At 65.1% G+C, this 3,631-nt stretch carries 3 protein-coding genes; 1 reads left to right on the top strand and 2 read right to left on the bottom strand.

Annotated features, from left to right (window positions below):
• Both AACR77_RS11125 and AACR77_RS11120 read right to left on the bottom strand, forming a co-directional pair.
• Positions 1–802, bottom strand: an 802-nt coding sequence (locus AACR77_RS11125; RefSeq protein ID WP_231563210.1) for an acyl-CoA dehydrogenase family protein, incomplete at its 3' end; no start/stop codon positions are given.
• 70 nt (positions 803–872) lie between these two features.
• Positions 873–2,384 (bottom strand): CoA-acylating methylmalonate-semialdehyde dehydrogenase, encoded by a 1,512-nt coding sequence (locus tag AACR77_RS11120; protein ID WP_042881476.1) that lies wholly within the window; start codon positions 2,382–2,384, stop codon positions 873–875.
• A 257-nt stretch (positions 2,385–2,641) separates the two neighbouring features.
• On the opposite strand from AACR77_RS11120, the gene AACR77_RS11115 reads away from it, so the two are divergent.
• Positions 2,642–3,631, top strand: a 990-nt coding sequence (locus AACR77_RS11115) for an acyl-CoA dehydrogenase family protein (protein ID WP_042881475.1), incomplete at its 3' end; no start/stop codon positions are given.

The raw sequence follows: 3,631 nt of genomic DNA, 5'->3' as shown, positions 1-3,631 counted from the left end.
GCTGGCGCTGCTGCACATGGGCTAGGGCATCATTGAGAGCCTGCTGGGCAGTGCCCAGCGAACAGCTCGCGATGTTGATGCGCCCCCCATCGAGCGCCTGCATGGCGAACTTGAACCCTTCCCCCTCCTCCCCCAGCCGGAAGCGAGCGGGAATGCGCACGGCATTGAAGTTCACCTCCCGGGTCGGCTGGCTGTTCCAGCCCATCTTTTCCTCCGCCTTGCCGTAACTCACGCCAGGGGTCTGGGCCGGTACCATGAAGGCAGAGATCTCCTTGGCCCCCTCGCCACCGGTGCGGGCCATCACCACCAGCACGTCGGTGCTGCCGGCGCCCGAGATGAACACCTTGCTGCCGTCGAGAAGGTAATCTTCGCCATCGCGCACGGCGCGGGTCTTGAGGGCCGCAGCGTCGGAGCCCGCCCCCGGCTCGGTGAGGCAGTAGGATCCCAGCAACTCGCCGCTGGCGAGCCTCGGTACCCACTCCTCGGCCACCTCGGCAAGCAGCCAGCTGCCCAGCATCCAGCTCACCATGTTGTGGATGGTGAGATAGGCGGTGGTGGAGGTGCAGCCCATGGCGAGGCGCTCGAAGATGAGGCTGGCATCGAGCCGGCTCAGGCCCAGGCCGTCATACTGCTCCGGGGTATAGAGGCCGCACAGGCCCAGCGCCGCCGCCTGCTTGATGGTGGGGATGGGGAACTCGTGCTCCCTGTCCCAGCGCGCGGCGTGGGGTTTGAGCGCCAGATCGGCGAAGGCGCCGGCCGACTCGACACAGGCCCGTTGGGATTCGGTCAGGGTAAAATCCATCTTGTTCGCTTCCTTTGTACTTGTTCCGTCGATCCGTTGCTACCAATGGGGGCGCCCGGGCAACCTGCCATTAGCGCAGTTGAATGGTCATATTGGGGCCGCTGGGAATGTCTTCGTCGAACCAGCGTTCGGTGACCGTCTTGGTCTCGGTGTAAAAACGCACCGCCTGCTTGCCGTAGGCATGCAGATCCCCGTAGAAGGAGCCACGCCAGCCGGTGAAGGAGAAGAACGGCAGCGGCACCGGGATGGGCACGTTGATCCCCACCTGGCCCACCGCCACCTCGTGGCGGAACTTGCGAGCGGCGGCGCCACAGCCGGTGAAGAGGGAGGTGCCGTTGCCATAGGGGTTGGCGTTGATGAGGGCAAGCGCCTCATCCAGGCTCCCCACCTCGAGGCAGGCCAGCACGGGCCCGAAGATCTCCTCCCGGTAGATGCGCATCTCGGGGGTCACGCCGCGAAACAGGGTCGGCCCCACCCAGTTGCCCACCGGGTAGCCGGGCACGTCGCAAAAACGGCCGTCCAGCAGGCACTCGGCTCCCTCGGCAATCCCCGCCTCGATAAGCCCCTCCACCCTGACTTTCGCCTCCGGGCTGATGAGGGGGCCATAAGCCGCCTCGGGATCGTGCCAGACGCCGGGTTTCACCTTGGCGAACTCGGCGGCGAGCTCCGGGATCCACTCCCTGGCGCTCCCCACGAACACCGCCACGCTGATGGCCATACAGCGCTGACCGGCGGCGCCGACCCCGGCCCCCACCAGGTTGCCGAGCACCTGAGTCTTGTTGGCATCCGGCATGATCACCATGTGGTTCTTGGCACCGACAAAACACTGGGCCCGCTTGAGCTGCGACGTGGCGCTGCGATAGACGTGGCCGCCGACCCGGGCCGAGCCCACGAAACTGACTGCCTTGACATCGGGATGGGCCAGCAGCGCATCCACCTGCTCGGCGCCGCCATGCACCACCGACAGAATGCCCCTGGGGGCCCCCGCCTCGGTAAACAGCTCGGCCAGGCGCATGGGAGTGAGCGGATCCTGCTCGGAGGGCTTGAGCACAAAGCCGTTGCCGCAGGCCACCGCCAGCGGGAACATCCAGAGTGGGATCATGGCCGGAAAGTTGAACGGCGTGATGCCGACGCAGACCCCGAGGGGCTGCACCCAGGAGTGGCCGTCGACCCGGCGCGCCACGTTGCCCATGGTCTCCCCCAGAGTCTGGCTCGCAATGGCGCAGGCCTGCTCCACCACCTCGATGCCTCGCCACACATCCCCTTTGGCATCCGCCAGGTTCTTGCCGGTTTCCTGGGCCAGCAGGGTCGCCAGCTCGTCGTGATGCACTTTCAACAGATGCTGGTAGTTGAACATCACCCGAGCCCGCTCGGAGGTCGGCACCTCTCGCCACAGCAGATAGGCCTCGTGAGTGGTGCGCACCGCCAGCTCAATTTCCGCAGAGGTCGCTTTCGGCACCCGCGCCAGCAGATGCTGGTCCGCCGGGTCGGTCACCTCTATCCACTCGTCGCTTGCGGACGGACACGCCTCGCCACCGATGTAGAGCGGCAGATCCCCGTACTGGGTGTGATGCTGGCTCATGCCCCCCTCCTAGCCCGTTGGCAGGCGATGGCAGGCCACTGCAGGCCGGCCACATCCATGTTGCTGTTGCACATCCTGTTCACTCCTTGCGCTCCTCTGCCCGGGTAGCCCCTTGCGGCGGGCTGCCATCGAATTTACCTTAGACTAACAACTCATTTACGTTTACGCTAACGTAAACTTGAATCACGAATGGACTGACCAGTCATCACCCTGATGGCAGGGGAAATCGGCAGTCCACTGCACCAAGGAGAGCACGGATGCATGCCCTGATGGATGAAACCCTCCAGGCCCTGACCGAACAGGTCGAGGCTTTCTGCCAGAAAGTGATCGCACCGCGCGCCAGCGAGATCGATCAGAGCAACGCTTTTCCCCGGGATCTCTGGCCCCGCATGGGTGAGCTGGGGCTGCACGGCATCACGGTGGCGGAGGAGTATGACGGGGTGAACCTCGGCTATCTTGCCCATGTGCTGGTGGTGGAGCAGGTGAGCCGCGCCAGCGCCTCGGTCGGCCTCTCCTACGGCGCCCACTCCAACCTCTGCATCAACCAGATCCACCGCCACGGCACCCCTGATCAGAAGGCGAGATATCTGCCTGATCTGGTCAGCGGCAAACACGTGGGGGCGCTGGCCATGAGCGAGCCGGGTGCCGGCTCCGACGTGGTGAGCATGCGCCTCACAGCAATGCGCGAGGGGGATCACTTCGTGCTGAACGGCAACAAGATGTGGATCACAAACGGACCCGATGCCGACACCTTCGTCATCTATGCCAAGACCGATGCCGCCGCCGGGCCCAAAGGGATTTCCGCCTTTATCGTCGAGGCGGGTACTCCCGGTTTTTCCACCGCCCAGAAGCTCGACAAGCTCGGCATGCGCGGCTCCAGTACCTGCGAACTGGTGTTCGACAACTGCCGGGTGAAGCAGGAGAACCTGCTGGGCCCCCTGCACGGCGGGGTCAAGGTACTGATGAGCGGGCTCGACTACGAGCGGGTGGTGCTGGCAGCAGGCCCCCTTGGCATCATGCAGGCCTGCATGGACGTGGTGCTCCCCTATGTGCGCGAGCGCAAGCAGTTCGGTCAGGCCATCGGCGAGTTTCAGCTGGTGCAGGGCAAGCTCGCCGACATGTATACCCGTCTCGCCAGCAGCCGGGCGCTGGTCTATTCGGTGGCGAGCGCCTGCGATCAGGGCCGCACCAGCCGCAAGGATTGCGCCGCCGCCATCCTGTTTGCCGCCGAGAACGCCACCCAGATG

Origin of the sequence: Aeromonas sp. ZOR0002 (genome assembly GCF_963866995.1) — a bacterium.
GTDB lineage: Bacteria > Pseudomonadota > Gammaproteobacteria > Enterobacterales > Aeromonadaceae > Aeromonas > Aeromonas caviae.
Note: the sequence above shows the minus strand (reverse complement) of the source record. Positions and strands in the feature narration are given on the sequence as shown.